Origin of the sequence: Acinetobacter sp. ANC 7912 (genome assembly GCF_039862785.1) — a bacterium.
Lineage (GTDB): Bacteria > Pseudomonadota > Gammaproteobacteria > Pseudomonadales > Moraxellaceae > Acinetobacter > Acinetobacter thermotolerans.
In genome coordinates this window covers 1,456,462-1,477,506 of record NZ_CP156795.1, presented here as the reverse complement: position 1 = coordinate 1,477,506, position 21,045 = coordinate 1,456,462, and the positions used below count along the sequence as shown (strand labels likewise).

Here is a 21,045-nt window from a genome sequence, read left to right as displayed (position 1 = left end):
TTTCCTCCCTAGGCAGCCGAATAGATAGCCATAGGTGTAAAGGTTTGCACAAATCTGCTTGCTGTACTCTTTGGTGTGACTTCAACTGCGCCAGTGGCATAGATAATGGTGCCTTGCACTTGACCACGGCTATTCACTAAATTCCCCATAGTTGCATTCACCGGCACATCTGTCAGGGTTACAGACCCTGCAATCCCCTCACTGCTTTGAAGTGGAATTTTTAACTCAACACTATTTGGCTGAATTGCTGGTCCGGTACCAATGGTAAAGGTCAGCTTTTGATTTGCAGGCGTAACATCCATTTTGGTCTGTTCAAGTGATTGACCATAGTTGTAGATCACCGAAAAGACCGTACCTTTTTGTGGCAACTTATTTGGAATAATCTTGCCAGTACCGGTGGCATAGTTAATTTCACCTGTAGCATCACCAGTAAACTTACCTTGAGCATTAGAGGTTGCTGTTTTCTCTTCACCCTCAAGCAGCCAGTTAATGGTGATACCCGGCAATACACCCAGTCGACCCAAATCAAACTCAAATGCAGCTTTTTCTACACTTAGGTTGGATCGCACAAAAGTGATAATCGGTGTACCCCAGTTCAGCAGGATCGGCGTATCCACATCCGGCAAGGCACCTGTGGTGAGTAACCATGACCCAGTTTCATAGTTGATCATGCCTGAACCAAAAGATGGACTGGCAGCCTTTAACTGGCCTGAACCATCATCTTTAAGCTCATAGAACTTGCCCTGCGACATGTATGAAATCGAAAGTGCACCAGGTGCAGGAATTGGAATTAAAACTCCGGTCCAGTTGGTGCTTTGGTTATTTTGAGTCACCGGGATGGCATGACTCTGGTAATACTGATTCGGTGCAGCTGCTGGTTTGAATGTGATATTTAGGCTAGTGGTTCCAGCCGGTGCTGCTGCAGTCCACTGAATCAAACCACGTTGATAATCAATCGTACCAACCTGTGTACCTTGAGTATTTTTAAGCAGGCCGCCCTGATCAGTGATCTGCTGGCCTTGTAAAGTGAAAGCCACACTGGATGGAATCACTGCTGAACCGATATACAGGTTCTGGCTCACACCAATCACCATATTCGGATAATTGACCGTGATGGTACCTTCATTACCCGCTACCAGGACTACGCTTTCACCAGCCGCATTCACATCAACAATTGGGGTTTCGGTCTGGGCAGATGGAATCAGCTGGGCAAAGATACTTTTGGCATTGACTGTAAACTCGCCCACATTGGCATCAGTAGCCAGTGCTGTAGATGAATAATACAGACCAGTATCTGCAACAATGGTATCGCGGATAATGGTTTTTGATTTTTCCAAGTTATACCATTGACGCGCTGAAAGGCCGACAAAGTCTGCTTCAAGTGGATCGTTTAAAGAGTAGGTTGCAACCTTGTATTCGATTTCCTCTTTATCAATCACCATTTTAGCAATCCGTGTATCAACTTTAGTGATCCGCACATACTGCTCACGCTCTAAGGCTTTACCCTCATCTGAAATCAATACAATGGTATCGCCTACTGATGCCTCAACTTCTTGTGGCCACATCACAACCTGAAGTGATGACATGCCCTGCCAATGGGTATCTAGTGGCGTGCCAGCAATTTGCCCACCTTTTGCCAGATAGTTTTCTACACGGTTTTGGGCTGACTGGCGCTCATCGGTAAAGTTGCCTGTACTGAATAGCAGTGCTGATACCGCTGGATCTTCTGGCAACTCGGAAATGAATACAGTCGCACCCATAAGCTTGTCTGTATCTTCGGTTGTCACCGCTGGAAATACTTTCCGCATAGCAACATCACCAGTGGTGCGGTTCAGTTCAGAAATGTCGTCAAACAGGTTGTTACTCAGGCCATCTGCCACGATTTGACCGTTATATTTGCCACCCCCGTCAGCGTTATCAGTATCGCGTTCAGCGTGATAAATAACTAAGTCTTTAGTTTCAATTGCCATGGTTTACGCGCTCCAAAAACGCAGAGTGAGGTTTAAAAAGTCATCAAGTGATGTTGGTGGGATGCCTTTTACGTATGAAGCTTCAAGCGGTGCTGATGTATGGTTGAACACCACATCAAACTCCCGACTGTCATGCGGCAATTCAAACTTCAGGCGAAACTCTTCACTGAGCTTTGCCCACTCTCGAAGTGTTCTGACCGCGCTTAATTTCGCCCAGCCCATACCGGTATCAGCAGGAACCAGGGTGATTGGACGAGCACCAAGTTTTGTGCCTTCCTGAATGTGTGGAGTGCCGTCAATCGCATACTCGACACTTTGCTCTTTGGACTGCCAATCGAATTCATCAGACCAAAAAAAACCGTCTTCTAATGGGACGGTTTCTGATGTTGCTAAGCGAATAAGTTTCATGTTGATTTCGCCACACCTTGAAGTTGTTTGATTAATTTACTCATCGTGTCCTCAGTCTCCTCATCACCATAAACAGACAAGGTTTGACCACCAAACTGAATGTCATACTTCACGTTTTTCGATGCTTGACCTGATGCAGGCGATGATGCACCTGGTGTAGATGGTGCATAGGAACCTAAGCCAGAAGATGCCACCTGAATATTCTGCAGTAGCTCATTAATCTTATTGGTACCGTTCTGAGTAGTTTTACCCAGCTTCATTGCCTTATCGAACTCTGCATTGCTTAAGGCTGTTAGTGCACCGCCACCGCGGCCTAAAGACTGGGCTTTTGCATCTCTATCAGCCTGTAGCCCTTGAGACCAGATCGAAGCAGCCAGTTTTTTGGCCTCAGAATCGCTGTAGCCTTTAGATTTAATGGCAGCAATTACATCATCCTTGGTGTATGAGTTGTAGTCATACAATGCCTTACTAAGTGCCTCACCTTGTTTCTTGAGTCCTTCCCTAAATTCATCGGTGCCAGACGCTACAGCCTGTCTAGCTTCCTCCCATGCATCTGTAACCTGATTAGCAGCACTAACGCCATCGTTTCCTGTCCGGTTGAAGCTAGCCCCTAACTGGTCTACGGCGTTGGCTGTGCTTCGAATAGTTCTCTCGACTTCGTTATAGCTTTGAACTGAAGCCTTTCCTGTACTATCTACTTGTATCTGTAGATTACGCCCGGCTCCAGCTGCATTGGTCGCAGCTATAACTGCAGCATCACCGGATGCAGCTGCTGACTGTGCAGCTCTTTGGTAGGCTTTCTCGACGCCTTCTGCTGTGGCCTTGCCACTGTCCCGGATAGTGATGTAATCCATTAGGGCCTGTTGTGCTGCTAGCTTAAGCTGCTCTTTGGTCTGGATGCCTAAGCGCCTAAATGCCTCTGTGACTGGATCAATATCGTCAGGTATGCCTTGAGCCTGTCTCTTGAGTGCAATCAAGCCTTGTTCAACATTGGACGTTGAAATTACACCTTGATCCTCGAACTCCTTCAGCTTGGCTTTGGCTGCCTCTACTTCGGCCTGGCTCTTGGCAGTCTGTAGCCACTTGTACCATGACTGATAGATGATATTCCCGGCTTGGTCTCCAGTTACACCAAGCTCTTTCAGTTCACCCCCTAATTTATCGATATCCTCACCGGACTTAGTGAATTGTTCAGATACCTTGTTAAGGGATTTATCCAGGTCTACCCCGAATTTCTGGGCCAGTTCTGACGCTCTTGTGTACGCCGTAGCTGAGCCTTCAGCCGTTTTCTGGTTAAGTTCCAGTAATTGATTCTGTCTTAGCGTTCTATTGGCCTGTAGCTCTTGCTCCTTAGCATTGATCTGGTTGAGCTTGTCCTGAGCCTGCTTAAGCTCGTTCAAGTCACCTGATGCCTTAGCCTCCTGAATCTGCTTCTCTAGGGCTGCACGTTCAATCGCTGCCTGCTTCTGGAAAGCCAGGTATTCAGCATCGGCCTTCTGTAGATTCTCTGTAGCAATCCTAATAGCTTCAGTTTTTTGCTGAGACTCTGTGAGTTTCTGCCCGGCAGCATCCAATGCTGAGACAGTAATTTTCCCTGCCTCATCCATTGCCACGGCGTAGCCTTTGGCAGCCAGTTCGGACTTGAGCTGTTCAGACAGTACTCCGTCATTTGCTGCTATGGCTGCATTGGCATAGTCCTCTGCTGCCTTGATCCGTTTCTGGGCGCTAGCGGTTTCGTCTGCAGTAATTTTGTCTAAGGCGGCCTTAGTCTTGTCTACTCGTTCCTGTGCCTTTTGTTCTTCAGTCTTAGACATTTCCTCCAAGCGTTCAATGTACTTGGATTTAAAGCCCATAGCCTGCTTGTCTGCTTCAGCATAATACTGCTTGGCCTTTTCCTTCATGATGTCAGCATTGGCAGCAAACTGCTTACTCACATCACCCCAGGTGAGTGCAGCCATAACACTATTGGCAGCGGCGGCCAAAGAGTAGAAAGCACCGGTGATAAGGTTTAAACCGATTTTAATGCCAACTATTCCATCCTCTACCATGCCAAAGACAAGCGATAGGCCCTGTAAAACCCTCGTTAAGAAGCTTACCTGCTCTCCTGAAGCCGAAGCCTCTCCAACGAATGAAGTGAGCAAGGAGGTAAAGCTGGTTAAGGCCGTTCCCAATACATCATCAAGGGTTTCTCCTAATTCCCATGCACCGGATACAAGTTCTTTAAATAAATCATATAGTGAGCTTAGAGCACCCTTTAATGCTTCTGTTTCTGAATCTAACCCTGAATATCGCTCTGTTATGGCCTCTACTGCGCCAATAGCATCCTCAAACAAGGTGGTGATCCAACCCATGTCCCCGCCCAATGTAAGCATGGCCTCTGATAGCCGGGCTGAGATTTGATGTTTTTCATTTAGCTTGGCAATAACGTCCGTTAAATTGTTTCTCAATGCTACAGCTGCATCGGCTGTAGAGTTAGCCATTGAGCTAGCCAGCTCTTCATTCCGATCTCTGGACTCAATAAGCGCCGTAGTGAGTTCTTTAATGGAGATTTTACCGCTCGCCCCTAACTGACGGATTTCCTCTTCTGTGCGCCCAGTGCTTTCAGCCATATCTTTTACGACATTATCAGCGCCTGTAATGATGGACATCCATGCATCTGCATCTACCGCACCCTTAGCCATTGATTTTGCTAGGGCGTCCTGTGCTGACTGTGCTTGGTCTGCTCTGGTGGCGTTATGAGTGAAGGATAGTGATAGGCTCTCAGTAACCGCTAGGATTTCCTCTGTTGAGTAGCCTAGTGATTTCATGGTGCTGGAGGTGGCTAGATAAACCTCCTGAGCTTCATTTAGTGGGCGGTAGGTCTTATTTGCCAGATCTAACAGTCTGGCTTGTACCATGGTGTATTCTTCTGCGCTACTGGTGGCATTCTTGATCCGCTCGCCCATCTGCTGTGTAGCATCGGCTGTCTGTAGTAGCTCTTTGACGGTTAAGCCTAGTCCTAAGCCTGCTAAACCCGCTGCCAGTGTCCCTACTGCTGCCTTAACGGTACTAAAGCCCTGTTTAGCCTTGTCTGCAGCGCTGCTCGTTTCCTTCAGCTCTGTATTGGCCTTGTCTACGGCGTTATCAAAATCCTTAAATGCCGTTTCAGCTTCATGTACTTCGGTTTCTAGCAGTTTTACTCGCTGTTTAGCTGCCTCAATGTCATGAGGTGAAGCATTGGTCTTAGAAAACTCAACTAAAGACTGTCTAGCTGCCACCAGATCCGCTTTCAATTGGTCTAGTGCCTTCTCTGCCTTCGTTCCAAAGTCTTTGAAATTATCCGCTGTAGCTTTGGCGCCACCCCCTGCGCCGTTAATGGCATCCGTTGCCCCTTTTAAGGTTGTCTTGAGTTTATCTGCCAGTTCTAATGATTCTTTCGGTACGATTTTAGAAATAGCATCTGAGGTCTTTCTTGCTTCACTCTCAAAACTAGCAGTTCCCTGCTTAATGGCTTGCTGTAAGTCGTTAAATGCTTTTTCAGCATCCCTAACATTAGAGATTAGCCCTTTTGATTCCCCGTCCAAAATCAATTTAAAGGTTAGATTCTTGCTCATACAAAACTCCGGGCAATAAAAAGCCCTGCTCAGGGGCAGGGCTAAAATAAGTGAAGAACAATCTAGGTGGATTTTTTATCCCACAATTCATATTGACCAGAACTAAGCCTTGTCTTATAGCTTGATTCTCTTACGGTTAATAATGCACACCTGCAGCCACGCCTCGGTTTTTCCCAATGAGCCACTGCTTGTTCTAAGAACACATCATCCATATCAAAAAGCTTATTCGCATAAAGGTAGCATTCTTTAGGAGTGTATATATCCAACACCGGCGACCAGAGCACCTTATGCTTTCCATTCCATGACGGCGTTTCTAGTGCTCGCTTATATACCTCAAAAAAGCTATGCCGATTAAAAAACCAGGCCGCATAATATTGATCATTCTCAAGCATATCCCTATCAATATAAATTCTTAAGAAAGATGGTATTAGGGCAATATAACGATCAATAAAACGCGCATACAAAGTTTCAAATTTCTTTAGCTTTCTGTTTGTGATGCACCCAAAAATATCAAGAATCTCAAAGTTAAAAAAATTGTGGTCTGCTTTGCATTCAATTCCAATTTGGCGCAATTGCTCCACTTCCTCTTTGGAGAAAGCTTTGTTAAACCAATTCTTATGGCTAATAGCTTCTTTTTTAGAATTATCAAGCATTATGCGCAAACCTGATCCCATGCTTTATCAAACTCGTATGAATCCATATTATCGCCTTCAATTGCCACAATCGCCGAGCTTGCTATAAATCGTTTAAATCCAGTGTATCCACCAAAGCTATTCTTACTGTTCACTTCGCCACAGTAACCATGTTGATTTCTGATCTGAGCACTATCAGGATCTTTTAGGAATTTCTTCAATGCAATTTCAGCATCCATCTCCATTGCAATAGCGCGATCACGCGCCTCTCTCTCACGATCACGCCGCTCTTTCTCTGCTGCTTTGGTGGCTTCACGCTCAGCAGTGGCTTTTCTTTGTTCTTCAGCACGTGCTTTACGATCCGCTTCGCGCGCCAATAGCTCAGGACTTGCCGTACCGTTTTCTAAAGCTTTCTTTTCTGAGGCTTGAAGAAACATACCTGAGAAGCTCAGTAAGAAAAATATACCCACACCCAACCATAAGCCTTTAATAGATGGGTTTGTATCAGCTATCTTTTTCTGAATTGGAGGCAACATTAAAACGCCAGCCAACAACATAAGTATGCTACCCAAGAAGCTTTCGCCTATAAGAGTTATTCCGCGAACAATAAAAACCAGTCCAAAAAACCAAAGAACAGCGCCAATTATTTTATTCTTCATAATCAACGCTCCCACTCAATCGTATAAATCCGACCATCCACTACAGTAATCGTGTAGTTCTGACCATTTACGGTGTAGCGATAGGAGACTGCTTTATGTGGCCAGCCTTTGCGGTCATGGATGACATGAGCATAAGATGATTCAGGATTACCCAATATATCAATCATCTGTCCGTATGATGATCCACGTTCTACAAAGCTTCCACCACTACGAATCGAATCAACGCCAACAGCAAAAGCAGCCGAGCTAAATAGCGCTGCAGCTAAAATGAAATATTTCATATAACCCCCTAAATTATTATTCCTCTATAATAACTTTTGAGGCGGTTAATGATCAATCAATCTTCAATTCTTTCTTTAACTTAGATTGGCCTTTCTGGTCCATGTGTGGTGCATAGATATGGTAAACAGCCATGTTGTGACGTTTCACTGCTGCATCCGTATAGGCTAGAAATGCGCCGTATGACATTTTCATGATTTCGCTATGCTGATGGCCCATCGAGATCAGGAACTGGAATGAATCAAACCATGGGTTTTCCTGCTTTTTGGCTCTCATTCTGGCCTTATAGTCTGCACCTGGTTCCTTCGGCTTGTCGATGAAATACGGTGCATTGATGGTTAAGGCTGCGTGAATCAGCTTGATAAAGCCTTCCTGATCCTTAGCCAGTTCGAGTATTTCTTTATATTCAATGCCAGTTAAATGCGCCAGCATCGCAAGTACCTGAACTGCATGTTTTTGAAACAACTCTGACAGAATTTCATCTGAATAAGTTTTGTCTTTCAGGAATGCTTTGATTGGTTCAGCACATGACACAAACAGGTCAAAGCTTTCCATGATGACCTGTTTCACTTCAATACTTTTATCCCCTACTGGAACAGCGATTGAGCGATTAGAGGCAAGGAAAAACTCATTCATGATGGAATCTCAAAAAATACAGGCACAAAAAAAGATGCATAAGCATCTGTGGAGAATCTTTGTGCCTGTAATGGGTTTAGGCGGCAGCTGGAATAGTCACGAAATAACCATACAAGCCAAGTTCGCCATCAACAGCTTTCGATGTATCTGATAACGCCTGACCTGAAATCGCATACTGACCAAGTTCTTCATGAATTAATGGGAACTCGGTTTCTGGTGACTTCTTGGTACGGTGCAAAGTCACAGCCACATTGTCACCGTTTGCAGTGTTCACACCCTTAAAGAACAACATATATTCTTTAGAGAAGTCTGAAGCAAAGGTGGTGTGTGTCACAGCACCTTTAGTGTAAGTCGCTTTAACCGGTGTGGTAATACCTGCCACATCTTTAAAGATGACTGTACCAAACACAGGATCAAGCGTGTATTTGCTTTCATCGATTGTGGCTGCTGGTTCGGCAGAATCGGTGAATGAAACTTGCGTTAGGTTATAGCCATCAAGTTTGATTTCTTCACCAGCTTTAACCGTACCAAGCGACTGAGCTTCCACTGTTGATCCGGTCACTGTGTGATTCTTACCAGACAGAATGTACTGCAGGTTTTCCTTGTCAATTTCTTCAAGTTGACCTGAGAAATTCACGCTAGTAGTCTGCACCATGGTGAAGTCGGTCGTACGCTGACCTGTGGTGCTTTCCTTGTGTTCAAGAATATCAGCACCAATTTCCAGCGTGAATTCAGGCACGTTACCGATAAAACGTAATGCACCTGCCACACCAGCAGAGATTTCAGCAAGATAGAAACGGCCTTGCAATGAGATGTATTTATTTGCCATCGGCTTTCTGCCCCTTGGTATTTAATTTGGTTTCTGTTTTGACCTGCTGAATAGCGCCTTGACTAAGCAGCTGCTCAATCTGGTGCTGTGGCAAGTCCCCGATAATGTCCCCGACTGCCCAAGGGCCAATCGGCTTTAATGCTTTGTAAGCCATATCAATTTCCAGCAATGATTTTTGTGGATTCAAAGACGAGTGTTGTGTACGCAAAAGTCGGACTGTAAGCGTCACGGACTTCTACCAGTTCAAGTGGTCGTGTAGATCCGTTCGGACGCCACCCTGAAAGCAACTTAATGACCTTTTCTGTCAGCAGCCCAAGCTCATCATTCAAGGCATTGCCGTTGCTTTGCTGTGATTGAGCATTACGACATGCCACAGAAACCGCCCATTGCTGACCAAGCATGTTGGCCTTGCCTTGTCCTGCACTGCTGCGAGTATTCAGACGGGCAAAGTTCACATGAGCCGATGGTGTGACCTGCGACATTTCCGTGACTGTGGTCGAGTTTGCAGGGGTGTAAATCTTCAGAAATTCGGGAATTTCCTTCAATTTCTCTGCAATCTCGTCACGTACTGCGAAGAATGTAGTCATTAATAAAATCCTCAACCACATCCAGCACCATGCGCTCATCTTCAGCATTAATGCCAAGTTGAGTACGTGGTGGTAATGTGGCCTTTTTGACTTTTCGATAGTTGCCTGCGACAGCAAAGGTGATATAAGCGCCGTTTTTTGGCAGGATTTCAGCGCCAAAATGCAATGGGATTGCATACGGCACGTTGGTCCCAACCTCAACGCCATGCGATGAAGGATTGTGCGTGTAGGAGTTCATCAAGCGCCCGGTATCACGCAGCGTTTGACCGCCTTGCAGATTGGCTCTCCATGAACGTTTCCACGGATTGCCGTCTACATCCTCACCGTGAATAAAACGCTGCCTTGTGCTTTCCACAAGTTCAGCACCGATCTGATCAAACAGTTCGTACTGATCACCACCAAACTCCCGCAATCGCTTGAGAATGGCTTCAATCGCAGAACTGTCCGAACCAATGGTTATTGCAAACGGCATGCATCACCTCACATGGTTGGCATTTTCCCCAGCACATCATCACTAAATACACCATCGGTATATGTCGTTCCGATGGGTGCTGCTGACGGTCTGGTGTCCACCTGATCCTGAACAATCTCCTGTGTTTGAGCATCCATGATCTGCAAGTCGGCTTTGTTGTCCTGCACACGCTTCAGAAAAGCAATGGCATCGTCATAAAGCTTGGTGACATGCTCGGTTGGCTGCTCAAAGTGGAGACGATAGCGTGCAATGTCACACGCTATCCGGTTTAAGTTGCTCGGCACGTTTGGCAAAGGCAGAGAATAACGGCCACCGATGTAGCCGTTGATTTCCTCCGTAGCGTCCTGCAATGCGGTTTGCACCGCATCCACAGTTTCCACCTCCTCATCTTCATCCGGTGCCGGGAACATTAACTTCAGGTTCTCGATCTGCTGCACACCAAAGCGTCTTTTCAAGTCGGCTTCAGTTGCGTACATGGTTCACCTTTAAGCTGACGCTGCGCCTGACACTTTCACAAGCGCTTTAGGTTTAGCAACGATTGGAAGTTGGTTTGACTGTACGTGCAAACCAAAGCCACGATCATAGTCAAGCGTGCGCTGTTTTGCGTAATACGGTAATGCAAGCGTATTTGCTGTTTCATTGAAGTCAGCAGGTGCGAGTGCATTCAGGAATACGTCTTGAGTACCCACTGGATACGCATGGCCTGTATTTGAAGCAACGATTGGTGTGCCGCCTACTGATTGACGGTTCACGATGAACTTCAGGCCGCCAAATTCAAAGCCAGAAGTGTTAGAACGACCTAAACGCTGTTCTGCAGCAGACCATCCCAAGAACACGTCTTTCACGCTTTTGTGATTGGTCAGCGCGTCATAGAAAGTACGGTCTACTTCAACTTCAATGCTTGAGTAAACTTCCTGACCTAAACCATCTTCGATCATGTCAATTACGTCCTGACATTTCGCAAGGATGTTGGTGGTTGCAGTCGCAAGGTCAAAGTAAACAACCTGCGGAGTCACGCCAAAGCGAGCGTTATAGTCAACGATGGTTGATCCATTCGCATCAAGGATGACGCCCTGCTTTGCTTTTGAGCGACGGAAAGCAAGCGTTGCATCAATCTTGTTTTTCATTTGCTGCAACTTGTCCAGCACTTTGCCTTGAACAGTCTCAGCCTGAGTTGAACCGAATGCACGTACACCGATTACGTCAGCAGCTAAAACCACATCCTCAAGTGGCATGTGCGGAATCGCAAAAGATTCAGCAGTACGCTCACCATCAGAGTTTTTAGGCGCTACGCCACCCCATGCAGTTGTAGGCACAAGGATTTGGTTTTCCTTGTAGAACTCAACCGTAAATTCTTTAGTTGTGCCTGCAATGTTACGGAACAGTGCTGCATCGTTTGGATTGCCAATACGAGTTGGCAGATTAGAAATTGCCGCTGACAATTCTTGAGTTGAAAAAATTGGGTCCATACATTAGCTCCTTATGCTGAACGAACAGTTGTGATGTGCAACTTCGCTAAATCTGCTAATGCTGCGGTTTTCTTAGCGCTTGCTAAGCCAGATTTAAAAGTCAGATTCTCTGAAACGACTTTTGCATTACGTGCCACGTAAACGCCTGCGCCTGTTTCGCCTGCGCCTGTAGTGACTGCATCACCCACAAAAATACCTGCGGCCACTTCGTTTTCAGCACCACCATAAATCTGTGCCTGACCATTGGAATTCAGTGAAATCACTGAACCGTCAACTAATGTTTGTGACGCAGCAACAACCACGTTTTCACGTGATGGACGATGATTGCCGTCTAATTCATTCGCCAACCATGCTGACGTTGGTTTTTCAAGAGTTACTGTCATGTGATTGACCCCTTATTGACGTTCTTTTGCTAAATCAGCCAAAGATTTAGGCTGCGCATTAAATTGTTGTTTCTCATCACCAGCCTGATGGCTGAACAGATAATTCGGCAAGTTAGGCTTTTGCGGTTCTGGTTTTACCGAGAATTGGCGAAGCTGTTTTGCTGTAAAAGCAAATGCTGTATCGTCCAGACCTTTCATTTCAGCGATGTCTTCAGCACTGAATTCTTTGCCTAAGTCTTTCGCCAAAGCGGAAATTTCAACTTCACGCTTTTGTGCTGCAAACTGTTTAATTTGCTCTTTGAGATTTGAAATCTCGGTGTCCTGCTCGGCAATTCGAGCTTTCGCCTGTTCTAATTCGGTCACGTCTGTGTCCTCTTTTGGTTGTTGGGTTGGGTTGTGGTTGGCTGCCACTGCGTTTGTGTTGTCATCTGCGCCCAAAGCACAAAAAGACACTTCACGAATACGACCATCACGGAATACTGTGATTGGCCCTTGATACGTTTTGCCGTTTACAGTGACTTGCTGATTGACCGGGATTTCTTCGATCTTGCCCGGCTCGATGCGCACTGACATTTGCCAAGGGAAGCCGTCATCAGAGTCTTGAGCGACTTGTGTACCAAACTCATTGCTCATCAGATCGCCTGAGATAACCAGGCCTTGATCGTGGCTGATTGAATGGCTATTGATGGCACCGGCACGCTGTTTCGGGTTGTGTTCGAGTAATGCGGGGATACGGCCTTTGATCTGCATAGAATCCAAATCAAAAATCACTCGTTCCCAGTACCAGTGATCAATGATCGGCTCACCGCTATAGGCCACACCGCTAAAGGTGCGTTTCTTTTTGCCTTCCTCTGGCTGACCAATTTCAAACTGGCCTAGCTGAAAGCAGTTCTTTTGCTGTTCTTGCATATTTCACCCAATAAAAAAGCACCCGAAGGTGCTTAAAGTTGAATTTGTAAATCAGTTAACTAAGGCTTTCAGTTTGTAGGTCAGCTTGCCTTTGACTGTCTCAATCGAAACCACTTCAAATGACAACCCCAAAGGAATTATCACGCCGTCGTTCAATCCGAGTTGCTGCAGATCAATACCTAAGCCTCTCATATTCTCAATCTGAATCACCACATCACCAGCAGACTCAGCCATGAGCAACGGCGCGCTCAATTGAACCGTTTGCCCGACCTGATACGCTGCGACCTGTTGCAAACCTACAGAACCTGCCACGATTGCAGTCTGATTGCTTGCCACAGCTTGAATCGCTGCCATGTCTGACCGTATCCATTGCTTAAGCACATCATCAGCCAGAGAGCTTGCAGATGCGTTTAAGTAGTTGGTTAGCGCTAGATCATTCTTCATCACGTAATCCAGTAATACCCGGATCGCACTTGGTCGAATGCCCGGATCAAGCGGAATCACTGTATTGGCTACTGTGTCGAATAGGTCTTTGGTCTTTTCCTCCATTGGAGAAAAAAGGCTTTTTAGTTTTTTAGCACTTTCCCACTCGGCCTGAATCATTTTCTTTTGCTCAAGCAAGTATTCCTTATCCAAAGCAGACTTATTGATCTTCTGGTTTACCAGGTCTTCCAGATCGCCAAATTGCAAAGGATGTGATGACCAATCCAAAGCTTCAGCAACTTGTGGAAGTTTTTCATCTGGTGTGATGCCGTATTTCAATGCCTGTGCTTCGGTTAAAGCTATGCACGTGCATCTACAGCGGAAACCCGTTGGAGGATAATGTGTTAGCCAGAAAGGATGATCTATCGGCAATACGATACGATTCAACGCTAAATGCGCTGGACGCACCCGACTGTCATCAATCGCCGAATACATCAGATATGGTCGGCGTTTCTTGTTCCGTTGCTGTTGAAGCCACCGACCATGACCATAAGCATTCTGGATATTGGTACGGAATACGTTGTCCAGATAATGTTCTGGCAGATCAATACTTTTCTCACTGACCAGTTTCTGGAAGTCCTTGAAAGTGCCACCGTCGGCAATCGATTTATTCACCGCCTTGATGACCGTCTCAATCTGCTCAAGACTCGATAGAAAGCTAACCGTGGTTGCTATCTGTCGGGTCTTAAGGTCCATTGAATAGAACTCATCAGGTAGCACGATCTTTTTACTGTGAGCGTACTGAAGCGCCTCAAGAAATGTGACTGGTTGCATATAAACACCCCATCACGAAACTCGCCACAGCCAAACAAACCATCATTATGATGAGTAGAAGTTTATTGAAGTTTGCATATGGATCTGGATTAAAAGACTTAGGTTTCCAACCAAGTCGAGGTCGACCGATTGGTATCAATGGTGGTGGTTCTACAAATTTAGGTTTTGCAGGTGACATATCAATGTCTGGCCCGTCAATAATTGTTGGCTGTTTGCATGAACACGGCATATATCCATTCCCATTGCGACCATTAAAACCCTTACGACATGAAATACATTTTCCCATCACTTATCCTCGCTCGCAGCCATATACCCTAAAATGTCCGCTGCATACAGACACTGATCTAAATTGGCTGCAAACTGTGATCGAGTTGCATCAGGAATCAACTGCATCAGGTTATAAGCCAGGCTTTCAGGACTATCAGACTTGAAGATCAATTCTTTCACCTGGTCAGGATTCAAAAGCTGTAAATCCTGAGTGTCCGTCAGTTCCTCAACTTCCTGTTGTGCCGGTGATAGCTTGCTTGCCTGTGCCTTGAAGTTAAACGCCGTCTTAGGTAATGCAGTAAACTGAGTAAATGCAGTCTGCACCGGTTCAGCAACGTCGCCTTGCTCTAGCCCGTATTCACGCTGGAAATATTGGCTAGTCAGGTTGGCTCCGGCATTCTTCAGCTTGACGTCACGGTCTGCCTTTTCGACTTCCAGTGACTTCTCTTCACCAATGATGATCTGATGACGTTCCCATCCGTTCAGGTCGCACAGTGCATTCACAATGGCCTGAATCGTTGGCAGGATCATGCGAACATCAGCTTTGAACTTGGAGTTCTGTACCTCAAGGTGAATTTCACCCAATGCACGACTACCTGCGCCATCGGTGCCACTGGTCAGCGTCTGGCCTAGAATCACCTTCTGAATGCGACGTTCAAGGTTCTTATCGAAGGTGTCATAAGTACCGGATGCGCTACCTGAAGCTGATCCTGAACTCACGATTTCAACCGAGTCACTTTGACTGATTGCAATCACCTTGCTGGCATGCGCACGCAATAAAGCGTCACGCATTTCAGTGTTTTGGCCTGTGGTAGACTTACCCACCAGCATCGGCAAACCGTACTGTTCAACAAACTTTGCCCAGAACTTAAAGCCACTGTTTTTGAAGAACCAGACCCAATACAAACGACTCAGTAACGCTTCGCCGTATGGATTCTCAAAAGTCGGCTTACAGCGAGTCATGAAGTGCTTAAACTTCTGGTCGCAGATTTCATCCTTATGGGTTTTGCTGTAATCGCGCTTAAGCAGCAATCGACCATCATTCTTAGGCTCATACCACTGCATTGGCTTTTCACCAATCCACTGTAAACCAATGAATGGTGTCACTACATTGTCATCGATATGGGTCGCTTCAGGGTTATACACCGCTTCAAGTACCGAATATCCATACCAGCGTGCATTTTGTGCACCCAATACGATATCCGACCACCATTCACGCAAATGGTCATTCAGGATCTGAGCTGCTGTAGTATCTGCTGGCTCTAAACGCCATGGTGCCGATTCGAGTTTATCCTGGCGTTTTTCAACACACTGATAAATCTCGTCATCAAACATCATGACCTTAAGATGTTGCCGGGTGATACCCGCCTTTTTCAGAACTTCATCACCATCCGGCATCCGCGTCAGGTAATTGATTAAAGCCAATTCAGCTTCATGCGAATAAAGCATGCCCGTTTCTGGCTTGCTGTTACTCTTCTTTTTGTCTTTCTTAGCCATAATAAAAACCTATGAAGCTGGTGCACTGTAATTCATCATGATCTTGGCCTCATTGATCGCGTCCGCTAACGGGTCAAATTGGTCGTCGTGGTCATGTGTCATATCTGCAGTTAAGCCTTCCACCTCATCAAAGAACGGCTGTAGCCAGGGCGCATCAACCGGAACCATCACAAAGCGGTTATCTGGTTGTTGCTCGTAGTTGCTTTCGATGTGAGGGGTAACATCCATCCAGCGTGTTAATTTGTCTGTATTTCGCTGTATTGGCAGAACCGGTATTTCAGTCTCGTGCGCCAGCGTCTGGATCAATTGAGTACCAGATGCCTTATCCTCTACTTTCATGTAGCGGATCGGCTTGGTACGCCAGTCAAATGCCTTGTGCTTGTTCAGGAAGGCTTTGGCCTGCCTGTTAAGCTCTGGTGCTTCCCACTTGCCGCGCAATATATCGATAATGTACAGCTTTCCATCCACACCCATGCCGACCAGAATAAATACAGACCAGTCGTTGTGCTCTTTGGTTTTTTGCGCTGTATCAGCAAACACGGCACGCCATAACAGTTCAGGCAATTCACGATAGCGCCCAAACCATTCAGATTTCACCAGATCACCGCCGAGTTTCTTCGGTGCCTGCATGTACTGACTACTAAATGTGTAACGCGATACCGTTGCACCGTCCTTGTCCTGACCGCCTTGCTCAAGCTGCAGCAAGGATTGAAGCGATTCCTTCATAGGCCAGTAGCTTTGCCGACCTTTCTCATCACGCTCCACATCACGTGGCACAAGTTTCTGAATATGTTCAGGCAATGTTGCAATGTATGCATCATCAATTAGTGCCGGAATGGATATCTGTGTCCAGTTACCCGGCAGGTTTCCAGTCATCACAAAGTGTGTTGGGTCTTCAGTGTGAAGTCTTTGCATGATCATGATGATTGGCGTGTCTGATGTCGCACGACGTGAGTTCACTGTATTAAGTAGCTTACGGTTTGCTGCATCACGCTTAATTTTACTGAAAGCGTCTTCTGGCTTTAATGGGTCATCAATGATGATGCACCCGGTAAAACCATCGTCTAACGTACCCGCTCGACGTCCAGTGACCTGACCACCCATAGAGGCCACATACACATGGCCCACATCGTAGTCTTCAACTGTAATTTTCCATTCTTTCTTGGAGTCGGTGCTATTGGATACAGTCAAACCCCACATCTGGCGAAAGTCTTTAGACTTCACGATGTCACGCGCTGTATCAGATACACCCTCAACCAGTGATTGTGAGAACGATAAATATAAAAAGCGTGAACGGGCATTTAAAGCCAGTCCACGTGGAATTAAATTGGTTGTGAGTTCAGTTTTACCAGCACCCGGCGGAACGTTGATAACGACGTTTTCAAGCTCACCAGCAATAACCTGATCAATAATCCATGAGATATAAACGTGGTGCCAATTCACCGTAAATTTAAAACCCATGCGAGGTTTAAAGAATCGCCGGGTGAAATACAAATGTTCATCTTCACACAGCTTCTTTTCAACCTGTGTTTGCAGATCCATTTAATATTCCTCTTGGGCCTTCTTGATTGCCTCATTGATTTGATCTTGAGTGGCTTGAACAACAGTGGTTTGAAGTGGTTTGCCGTCCTTCCCTGTAATTTCCTGACGGTTGGTGTATTGATTACCTTCCTCTTTAGCTGCCTGTTCCAGAATCTTTAAAAGCATCACCGTATTTTTTGAATTACGGACAGCTAAGTTTTGATACATCTGCAACCGGACAGCTTTGTTAGCAATCGGGATGTTTTGAGGTTTTTCCAGGAAATCTTTGCGAGTTGCTTCAAACTCTTTTTTTAAATCTTCACTTAAGTTTTGCCCTGTCCGCTTAGTTGGATCGTAAGCCTCACACTGTTGTGGAGTAACTGCCAATCCATCAAATTCTTGTTTGATAAGGTCGGCTGTTTCTTTAGGTGTATTAAATACAGCAAGCGAGCGAACTATATAGAGTTTTTGCTCTTTATTTAGTCTCGCCATAAATTCACCATTGTCCAACTACATCCAACACACAAATCAAAAAAATCAAGCCAACTTCAATAAACACGTACCGCATGCATGAGCAATATTGGCCCGAGATATTGTTGGACCATCATTTGCAAGCTCTACCATTTTTTGGACATCTGGTGATGCACCGTAACGTTGGACCACACCATGGAATTCTTCAACGTCGTGACCACGTAAATAAAGTTTTGGTAGACCAGTGGTTGGGCTGATATACATTTCACCCTCATGGTTCAACTCATATCCAATGTGATAAAGCTCATGCTCAATCAAAGCACAAAACTCAGCATCACTAGCCGACTCAGCAAAACCAGCACAAACCGTGATGATGTATTTCGGGATATATCCAAACCACTGCACCATTTGAAGCTCTTGCCGCTTGCGCTTCCATCCGCCAGCCATGATTGCAGTTTGCTCGCACTGACCAAAGACGATGCGACCACCTTTCTCAAATGGGCGACTCACCCACATGAAACCAATCAGGTCGCGACTGTAGTAAGCCAGGTGATTATGATCTGGATTGCACAAACTTCCTTCTTCTTCAATAAAAGTGTCCCATACCCAGTCTTTCAGATCCTCATCAGGATGAAAGTCATAAGGCACTTCATTGTGCATGCTCCAATCAAAATTAAAAGCTTCCATGTCTTTAGGTGGCATTGGTCGCTTCATTGGCTCATCTCCCACGCATACATCAGATCTTCAGGCGTATGCAGATAGCACCCATGCTTATTACAGAAAGCATGAATGTCGTTTAGGTATTCAGTGAACTGATCCACCGTTGCATCCGTGGTGCTGATCAATTCATTCAACCCATCAGCCACTTGCTGATACATCGGGTGCTTTTGATCTCTCAAAACCTTTACTGCTGCAAATGTCTTTCTGTATTGGCCAACATCATCACGATGATAAATACGTGCTAAGAATTGCTTCTTGAAAAATAAATGTTCTGAATCTTTATCTGTGCCTTGACGTTTAGCCCATTGAGACAGCCAAAGCCAATACAAACGATTCTGAGCCTTACTTCGATCTTCTTGCTTCTGATCAATCCGAACCACCAAAGGCTTGCCATCACTTGCAGCAGCCGCATGATGCTTATGCATAAACGCAATAGCACGACCTACCTCTTCAAATGACTTGATGATAAATTGAGCTTTAAGTTCAGAAGGCTTCGTCATCACACTTACTCAACATCACTTCCGTTTTCACAAGCCACTCTTCAAACATGATTTCACTTGCTTCACGGCTACCCAATTTGTACTGATCAAAATCAGAATGGCACACATGACACAAAGGCACTGTGAACTCATCACTGGCTTTAATCGATCTGCCCTTACCATGCTTGACACTATTTGAATGAGCAGCCTGGCTATTAGGATTACCGCATCGAATGCACGGCAACTTTCTGATTGCTGCGAGTCTTTTTGGATTCCGCATTTAGTTGCTCTTCTATGCCGTGGATCTGTTTATTCACCTTACGAAGTTCAGCACCGCACATTTCTTTAAATGCATAGCTTGAAAAGAGATGGTTGTAATTCATTAAGCGGCTGCGGTTCTTTTCGAGTACTTCTAAATTCCGTTTTGCTTCTACGATGTCCATGATCACCACCAATAAGAAAAGAAAAACCCCGCCAATAATGCATATTTAGCGAGGTCTTATGTGCCGTAATCCGTCCGGCAAAATGCCACTGGAGTGGCGAGGGTTTATTCATCCAGCCATTTGCCACACTTACGACATTCGATCTGGATAAAAATATCCGACTCATAATCATAGTGATGAAAGCAGAATAGGCGCTTTAGGAATTGGAGCATGTGGATCTCCTGAATCTGGGAGGCGGTAATTAACTCTAAACCACTACGATTAAAGAAAACCGCCATAATGGCGCCCTGATATTGCTTACACCAACATTTCTCAGGGCATTAAAAAAGCCCACCATTTGGCGAGCTTTTAATTCAATCTAGTGCTTTAACGTACACTTCGATCACTATAACACAAAATAGCATATTCGCATTTAAACGCAAGTTATTTAATCAATTTTCAGTCTTTTATCATGCCCTGCTAAATAAAACTTTCCTGCATAAACCATGTTATTAATCGAGCTACGACTCAAAGTAAATTCACGCACCATTTGATCGAGTGATAATCCCCGCACATTCTTCTCAATAAACAACTGCACCGCCACTTTTGCCGAAGCACAAACCGTCGTAGTCTTATTAAAATCAACAATCAGCTTACGCACCTGCTCAGCTTCAAAATCATTGATATGGCAAATAACCTGATCCTTACGTGGTGCTGCCCCTTTGTTGTTTTCAAGAATCAGCCAGTAGATCTGATTCACATGCAGCCCATCTGGCTCATGGCCTGATTTCATTCGACTGATCTGGATATAAGCGCCGTATTGTTTAAGCCATTCCTCAATCGTAAATTTTGACCAATCCATCACTTCTGCCTTCACCATCGCATTCATCCCTATTCCCTCTTAAATCTTGCTTAAATCTAAAATTGTCATTGTTCCCCAATGCACTGCACCTGTATCAATCCAGTAGCAGTTATCGCGCTTGCATGGCTTTTGAGTGACCGTGTGACCCATGATTACCGCATCAATGCCGGACACATGGGTGTATTGCTTTTTATCTTCGTCTAGTCGATCACGACCCCACATGGCCAACTCAGATGGATCGCGGAATACTGTTGGCTCTTGAGTGAAAGTTTCCTTAAATTCATCCCAATTGTTCTGCTCAATATGCCCATGAACAAAACCGAACTTTTTACCGTTGTGACTGATTTCCAAAACCACTGGCAACTCAGCGAAGGTTTTTGCAATGTTGTACATCGCCTGCCCATCCAGCATATAAAACCACTCACCACCATTCGCCACATGACAGCGCTTATAGGATTCGTTATGCAGCCCACCAATACATAGATCCTCATGATTGCCGCGCACTGACGTAAACCATGGCTTGGACAGTAATTCGATACACTCGATATTTTGAGTACCACGATCCACCAGATCACCAACCGCAACCAACAAATCATTTTCAAAGTCGAAGCCAATTTCTTTAAGTCGAGTCATAAGCAGGTTGTAGCAGCCATGAATATCACCAACTGCCCACAACTTCCCTTTAATTTCTTTATCCCAAATTTTTACTAAAGCCATCCCTAT

The 21,045-nt window shown here is 45.4% G+C and carries 25 protein-coding genes; all 25 read right to left on the bottom strand.

From position 1 onward, the window contains the following. Positions 1 to 8: 8 nt before the first annotated feature. The 25 genes from ABEF84_RS07345 to ABEF84_RS07225 all read right to left on the bottom strand — a co-directional run bounded on the left by ABEF84_RS07345 (position 9) and on the right by ABEF84_RS07225 (position 21,039). A complete protein-coding gene (locus tag ABEF84_RS07345) occupies positions 9 to 1,970 on the bottom strand; it encodes a hypothetical protein (protein WP_347473848.1) in 1,962 nt (653 codons plus the stop codon). 3 nt (positions 1,971 to 1,973) lie between these two features. After that, positions 1,974 to 2,378 carry a hypothetical protein gene (locus ABEF84_RS07340; RefSeq protein WP_347473847.1) on the bottom strand — a complete coding sequence of 135 codons (405 nt, stop codon included), beginning with the start codon at positions 2,376 to 2,378 and terminating at the stop codon, positions 1,974 to 1,976. Beyond that, positions 2,375 to 5,971 (bottom strand): tape measure protein, encoded by a 3,597-nt coding sequence (locus ABEF84_RS07335; RefSeq protein WP_347473846.1) that lies wholly within the window; start codon positions 5,969 to 5,971, stop codon positions 2,375 to 2,377. Before ABEF84_RS07335 ends, ABEF84_RS07340 begins: the two co-directional genes overlap by 4 nt. A 62-nt stretch (positions 5,972 to 6,033) precedes the next feature. Continuing rightward, the gene (locus ABEF84_RS07330) at positions 6,034 to 6,624 is read right to left on the bottom strand and encodes a hypothetical protein (protein ID WP_347473845.1); all 591 of its coding nucleotides are present in this window, start codon (positions 6,622 to 6,624) and stop codon (positions 6,034 to 6,036) included. After that, positions 6,624 to 7,262 carry a hypothetical protein gene (locus ABEF84_RS07325; protein WP_347473844.1) on the bottom strand — a complete coding sequence of 213 codons (639 nt, stop codon included), beginning with the start codon at positions 7,260 to 7,262 and terminating at the stop codon, positions 6,624 to 6,626. The genes ABEF84_RS07330 and ABEF84_RS07325 overlap by 1 nt, the downstream gene beginning before the upstream one ends. Positions 7,263 to 7,264: 2 nt before the next feature. Next, on the bottom strand, positions 7,265 to 7,543 hold the full coding sequence (locus tag ABEF84_RS07320) for a hypothetical protein (protein WP_347473228.1): 279 nt from the start codon (positions 7,541 to 7,543) through the stop codon (positions 7,265 to 7,267). 52 nt (positions 7,544 to 7,595) lie between these two features. After that, a complete protein-coding gene (locus ABEF84_RS07315) occupies positions 7,596 to 8,177 on the bottom strand; it encodes a hypothetical protein (protein ID WP_347473843.1) in 582 nt (193 codons plus the stop codon). Positions 8,178 to 8,253: 76 nt separating this feature from the next. Continuing rightward, positions 8,254 to 9,006 (bottom strand): hypothetical protein, encoded by a 753-nt coding sequence (locus ABEF84_RS07310; protein WP_347473842.1) that lies wholly within the window; start codon positions 9,004 to 9,006, stop codon positions 8,254 to 8,256. Further along, positions 8,996 to 9,160, bottom strand: coding sequence for a hypothetical protein (locus ABEF84_RS07305; protein WP_347473841.1), 165 nt, complete (start codon positions 9,158 to 9,160; stop codon positions 8,996 to 8,998). Before ABEF84_RS07305 ends, ABEF84_RS07310 begins: the two co-directional genes overlap by 11 nt. 1 nt (position 9,161) lies before the next feature. Further along, positions 9,162 to 9,593 carry a hypothetical protein gene (locus tag ABEF84_RS07300; RefSeq protein ID WP_347473840.1) on the bottom strand — a complete coding sequence of 144 codons (432 nt, stop codon included), beginning with the start codon at positions 9,591 to 9,593 and terminating at the stop codon, positions 9,162 to 9,164. Then, positions 9,568 to 10,065: a phage virion morphogenesis protein gene (locus ABEF84_RS07295; protein WP_347473839.1), complete on the bottom strand. Its 498-nt coding sequence runs from the start codon at positions 10,063 to 10,065 to the stop codon at positions 9,568 to 9,570. The genes ABEF84_RS07300 and ABEF84_RS07295 overlap by 26 nt, the downstream gene beginning before the upstream one ends. A gap of 8 nt (positions 10,066 to 10,073) precedes the next feature. Then, the gene (locus ABEF84_RS07290; RefSeq protein ID WP_347473838.1) at positions 10,074 to 10,541 is read right to left on the bottom strand and encodes a DUF1320 domain-containing protein; all 468 of its coding nucleotides are present in this window, start codon (positions 10,539 to 10,541) and stop codon (positions 10,074 to 10,076) included. Positions 10,542 to 10,550: 9 nt separating this feature from the next. Then, positions 10,551 to 11,534 (bottom strand): major capsid protein, encoded by a 984-nt coding sequence (locus tag ABEF84_RS07285; protein WP_347460630.1) that lies wholly within the window; start codon positions 11,532 to 11,534, stop codon positions 10,551 to 10,553. An 11-nt stretch (positions 11,535 to 11,545) separates the two neighbouring features. Then, positions 11,546 to 11,917 carry a head decoration protein gene (locus tag ABEF84_RS07280; protein ID WP_347460631.1) on the bottom strand — a complete coding sequence of 124 codons (372 nt, stop codon included), beginning with the start codon at positions 11,915 to 11,917 and terminating at the stop codon, positions 11,546 to 11,548. A gap of 12 nt (positions 11,918 to 11,929) precedes the next feature. Then, a complete protein-coding gene (locus ABEF84_RS07275; RefSeq protein ID WP_347473837.1) occupies positions 11,930 to 12,826 on the bottom strand; it encodes a hypothetical protein in 897 nt (298 codons plus the stop codon). Positions 12,827 to 12,877: 51 nt separating this feature from the next. Next, a complete protein-coding gene (locus ABEF84_RS07270) occupies positions 12,878 to 14,083 on the bottom strand; it encodes a phage minor head protein (protein WP_347473836.1) in 1,206 nt (401 codons plus the stop codon). Between the two features lie 285 nt (positions 14,084 to 14,368). After that, positions 14,369 to 15,847 (bottom strand): DUF935 family protein, encoded by a 1,479-nt coding sequence (locus ABEF84_RS07265; protein WP_347473835.1) that lies wholly within the window; start codon positions 15,845 to 15,847, stop codon positions 14,369 to 14,371. Between the two features lie 9 nt (positions 15,848 to 15,856). Continuing rightward, a complete protein-coding gene (terL, locus tag ABEF84_RS07260) occupies positions 15,857 to 17,389 on the bottom strand; it encodes a phage terminase large subunit (RefSeq protein WP_347473834.1) in 1,533 nt (510 codons plus the stop codon). Next, a complete protein-coding gene (locus tag ABEF84_RS07255) occupies positions 17,390 to 17,860 on the bottom strand; it encodes a DUF2280 domain-containing protein (protein WP_347473833.1) in 471 nt (156 codons plus the stop codon). It lies immediately after the preceding gene. Positions 17,861 to 17,905: 45 nt separating this feature from the next. After that, on the bottom strand, positions 17,906 to 18,553 hold the full coding sequence (locus ABEF84_RS07250; protein ID WP_347473832.1) for a putative metallopeptidase: 648 nt from the start codon (positions 18,551 to 18,553) through the stop codon (positions 17,906 to 17,908). After that, positions 18,550 to 18,984 (bottom strand): hypothetical protein, encoded by a 435-nt coding sequence (locus tag ABEF84_RS07245; protein WP_404798976.1) that lies wholly within the window; start codon positions 18,982 to 18,984, stop codon positions 18,550 to 18,552. Before ABEF84_RS07245 ends, ABEF84_RS07250 begins: the two co-directional genes overlap by 4 nt. Before the next feature lie 58 nt (positions 18,985 to 19,042). After that, complete coding sequence (locus tag ABEF84_RS07240; protein ID WP_347473830.1) at positions 19,043 to 19,318, bottom strand: hypothetical protein; 276 nt, start codon at positions 19,316 to 19,318, stop codon at positions 19,043 to 19,045. Then, on the bottom strand, positions 19,260 to 19,481 hold the full coding sequence (locus tag ABEF84_RS07235; protein WP_347473829.1) for a hypothetical protein: 222 nt from the start codon (positions 19,479 to 19,481) through the stop codon (positions 19,260 to 19,262). The genes ABEF84_RS07240 and ABEF84_RS07235 overlap by 59 nt, the downstream gene beginning before the upstream one ends. A gap of 427 nt (positions 19,482 to 19,908) precedes the next feature. Next, positions 19,909 to 20,349, bottom strand: a complete 441-nt coding sequence (locus ABEF84_RS07230; RefSeq protein ID WP_347473828.1) for a hypothetical protein — start codon at positions 20,347 to 20,349, stop codon at positions 19,909 to 19,911. Positions 20,350 to 20,361: 12 nt separating this feature from the next. Further along, positions 20,362 to 21,039 carry a metallophosphoesterase gene (locus tag ABEF84_RS07225; RefSeq protein WP_347473827.1) on the bottom strand — a complete coding sequence of 226 codons (678 nt, stop codon included), beginning with the start codon at positions 21,037 to 21,039 and terminating at the stop codon, positions 20,362 to 20,364. Between the last annotated feature and the right edge of the window lie 6 nt (positions 21,040 to 21,045).